Consider the following 3,439-nt stretch of genomic DNA (forward strand, 5'->3'; position numbering starts at 1 on the left):
TGAACGCCAGTACATGGAATTTAAAGTTCAGCTAACAGCCAATAACCAAATAGATGAAAATGAGAAAATTTTTGGTGTGGCGGTAGAGTGGGAGAAGGAAAAGAGTAACTATACTAAATGGCCTTTTATTTTTTCTCCAGATGATGGGCATTGGGCTTTCGTCGAGTGGGAAGGAAGTGGCCAAGTTACCATGATCGATCTAATGGGAAGGAACGTCGTTGTGGGTGCGACATTTACGAGAATAGATGGTATGCAAGGGAAAAGTAACTATAGAATTAAGTCCATCGCGGTGGCATAAAAATCTGGCACTTCTCGCACGACACCCAGCGTTAGGCAACTCTTGCCATGCTTGGTCGCACGCACTACCATGTTGCCTGTCATCGCGACATGCGCGACTGACCGTAAGCGTTCAACGTCAATCAACGCGCCGCTACCACCGGCCTGCCGGAGGGGTTCGCTCGGTTTTGAGCGAATGTGCCTTACTTGACTGTATCCAGGAGAGCCTGATGAACGCTTCAGACAAGCCGACCATTTTTCTTGGCATCCCAAAACTTCCCGCGCGTTATGCATCCCTCGTTATGCCTTTGCTGCTGTCCATCCTGATGACGTGCATCGTTTCGCTGATCAGTACGTTGACGGGTGTGGGCATAACCCAGCAGTTCATTGCTAAGTGGCTGAGTGCATGGGCTGTTTCTTGGGTCATTGCATTCCCGGTATTGCTGTTAGTACTGCCGATTGTCCGCAAGGCTACTGCGGCTCTAGTGCGAGCATCCTGATTGAGTTAAGCCTGACACAAAGCCCCTGGGCCAGCTGCCTGGCTCAGGGGCTTTCGTTTCTACGCCTGCCTACTTCGCTTCCAGCGTTACCCGCCTTCGAGCGGTTCGGCCGGCTGACAAGGCCCTACGCGTGGTTTCTATGTCTAGTCGTATCCTTGGCTGGCGGCAAGCCGAAGAATCGGCGGTATTCGCGGCTAAATTGTGACACGCTTTCATAACCCACGGTGAATGCCGCACTGCTCGCCGATACCCCTTCTCCAAGCATTAGCCGTCTTGCCTCGATCAAACGTAATTGCTTTTGAAACTGCAGCGGTGTCAGTGAGGTCTGTTTACGGAAGTGATGATGGAATGATGAGGGGCTCATACCCGCTACGGAAGCCAGATGCTCCACTGGCAAAGGTTTGTTGAAGCCTGTGCGCAGCACTGTTACCGCTCGAGCGATGCGCTGGGCATGTCCCTCGGGCCAACCGAGGCGGCTGATGGCAGAGCCATGGCGCCCCGCTAGTAGCCAGTAGTGCAGTTCCCGCATCAGCGAAGCGTGCAGCACCGTTACGGAAGCTGGACGATCCAGCAGACGCATCAGGCGTAGCACGGCCTCGCTTACCTCGACATCGGTTGGTTCAACCTTTATCGGTGCTGAGTCCGGGGTCGGGATGGATTCTGTTTCCTCCATCAGTTCGGTGACCAGCGCAGGATTCAGATCGATCACCACCGAGATATACGGTTCTTCGGTAGTTGCCTGAATGACCTGGCTGACAGTTGGTACATCCGCCGTGATCAGCAGTGAATCTCCAGCACCGAAGGTGAATACGTCAGCTCCCATCATCACCTGCTTACTACCCTGCAGTACCAGGCATGCGAGAGGGCGGGTGATTGCGTAATCCAGCCCGCTTGGCTCGGGCGCAGTAAGGATAGTCAGGCCTGGAATCGGCGTCTGGGCCAGGCTGTTGGGATCTGATTTCTTTACATAACCTCTAACGGCCTGAAGCAGAGCATCGGTCATGATTCGTCCCTTGAGCAGCTGGTAGCCGCATCGGTGTCCCCTTGGAGGAATAGGCAAATAGCGTCGAGGTTTCGGTAAGGACGGTTTTTTTCACGGAACACACAATGAGATCCCGTTCACGAACCACAGGGTATTATCATGACCAAGATCGCCATCGTAACCGGTTCCAGCCGTGGTCTCGGCCGTAACACCGCACTGAATATCGCTCGCCAGGGCAGCGATGTCGTCATTACCTATCATAGCCAGGCCGATGCGGCTTTGACGGTGGTCGCTGAAGTCGAAGCGCTGGGGCGCAGGGCTGTCGCGCTGCAGCTCGATGTGGGCAATGCCTCTTCCTTCGCGGCTTTCGTCGAACAGCTACGTATGGCGCTACGCGACGTCTATCATCGTGACACCTTCGATTACCTTGTCAACAACGCTGGCCATGGTGATATGGCACCGTTGGCCGAAACCACTGAAGAGCAATTTGATGCGCTGGTAAACGTACACTTCAAGGGAGTCTTCTTCCTTACTCAGGCATTGCTGCCGCTGATTGCCGATGGTGGCCGCATCATCAACCTTTCCTCTGGGCTGACTCGTGTCTCCTATCCAGGCTTTTCCGCCTACTCAGCGGTCAAGGGAGCAGTGGAAGTCTTGAGTGTCTACATGGCCAAGGAATTGGGAAGTCGCGGCATCACGGTTAACACCGTGGCACCGGGGGCGATTGAAACCGACTTTCTTGGTGGGGCAGTTCGCGATATTCCAGACCTGAATAAAGTCTTCGCTGAGATGACAGCTCTGGGCCGTGTGGGCGTTCCCGACGACATCGGCCCAATGATTGCCAGACTGTTGGGGGAGGAAAATCGCTGGATCAACGCCCAACGCATTGAGGTTTCCGGCGGTCAAGCGATTTAAATCGCCAGCGCCACGCCGAGCTTCGAGCGGCTCGGCTGGCGCCACTTGGCGCAGGGCAACTGGCGAGGAGAGGGTAGCTCACTCTCCTTTGTAAGCTATTTCTTACATTCTTATCAGCGAAGCGCCACAGATACGCCTGGCTACGATTGGTATGCTTTGCTGCGCGAAAATGCGTGTGTACGCAAAACGACCAATAACATCGAGTACTTCCAGCCGCAGGGAGGCGACATGGCCAAGGCCACCGGTTTGCATTTCACTCTGACCTTGCCCGATACCGAGGGCCTGGCGGTCATCGAGTTCACCCACCGGGAACGGCTCTCCGCCCCCTTCGAGCTCACGGTGCGCTTCGCCAGCCGTAACGGCAGCCTCTCTGCTCGCGACATTCTCGACCGCGAGGCCACCCTGACGATCTGGCAGGACGACGAGATGCTGCGCCAGGTGAACGGCATCGTCAGCGAGTTCGCCCGTGGCGACCGCGGCCACCGCCACACCTTCTACCGGGTCGAGATCCGTCCCGCCCTGTGGCGCCTCGGCCTGCGCCAGAACTCGCGCATCTTCCAGGAGGTCTCGCCGCTCACGGTGCTCAACACCCTGTGCGACGAGCACGGCCTGACCGATCTCGCCTTCGCCGCCACCCGTGAACCCGAGCCTCGGGAGTACCTTACCCAGTACCGTGAAGACGATCTCGCCTTCGTCGAGCGCCTGGCCGCCGAAGAGGGGCTGTTCTACTTCCATGAGTTCTTCGAGGTCGGTAGCGACGAGGAGG

General features: G+C 56.3%; 5 protein-coding genes. 4 read left to right on the forward strand and 1 reads right to left on the reverse strand.

Annotated features, from left to right (window positions below; translation table 11 throughout):
• Together B8115_RS23620 and B8115_RS12705 are read left to right on the forward strand one after the other, a co-directional pair.
• Positions 1–298, forward strand: a 298-nt coding sequence (locus tag B8115_RS23620) for a hypothetical protein (protein WP_010628184.1), incomplete at its 5' end; no start/stop codon positions are given.
• A 208-nt stretch (positions 299–506) separates the two neighbouring features.
• On the forward strand, positions 507–776 hold the full coding sequence (locus B8115_RS12705; protein WP_010628185.1) for a DUF2798 domain-containing protein: 270 nt from the start codon (positions 507–509) through the stop codon (positions 774–776).
• A gap of 124 nt (positions 777–900) precedes the next feature.
• Here B8115_RS12705 and B8115_RS12710 read toward each other — a convergent pair whose 3' ends face one another.
• Positions 901–1,779 (reverse strand): AraC family transcriptional regulator, encoded by an 879-nt coding sequence (locus tag B8115_RS12710; protein WP_010628186.1) that lies wholly within the window; start codon positions 1,777–1,779, stop codon positions 901–903.
• Between the two features lie 138 nt (positions 1,780–1,917).
• Here B8115_RS12710 and B8115_RS12715 point away from each other — a divergent pair, with 138 nt between their 5' ends.
• Positions 1,918–2,673, forward strand: coding sequence for an SDR family NAD(P)-dependent oxidoreductase (locus tag B8115_RS12715; RefSeq protein WP_010628187.1), 756 nt, complete (start codon positions 1,918–1,920; stop codon positions 2,671–2,673).
• A gap of 228 nt (positions 2,674–2,901) precedes the next feature.
• On the forward strand, positions 2,902–3,439 hold a 538-nt coding region (locus B8115_RS12720), incomplete at its 3' end, for a contractile injection system protein, VgrG/Pvc8 family (RefSeq protein WP_035591029.1).

Source organism: Halomonas sp. KM-1 (genome assembly GCF_000246875.1).
GTDB lineage: Bacteria > Pseudomonadota > Gammaproteobacteria > Pseudomonadales > Halomonadaceae > Halomonas > Halomonas aerodenitrificans.

Excerpts from the sequence above, each read along its gene's own strand:
- B8115_RS12705 (WP_010628185.1), top strand. The coding sequence starts at position 507 with ATGAACGCTTCAGACAAGCCGACCATTTTTCTTGGCATCCCAAAACTT.
- B8115_RS12710 (WP_010628186.1), bottom strand. The coding sequence starts at position 1,779 with ATGACCGATGCTCTGCTTCAGGCCGTTAGAGGTTATGTAAAGAAATCA.
- B8115_RS12715 (WP_010628187.1), top strand. The coding sequence starts at position 1,918 with ATGACCAAGATCGCCATCGTAACCGGTTCCAGCCGTGGTCTCGGCCGT.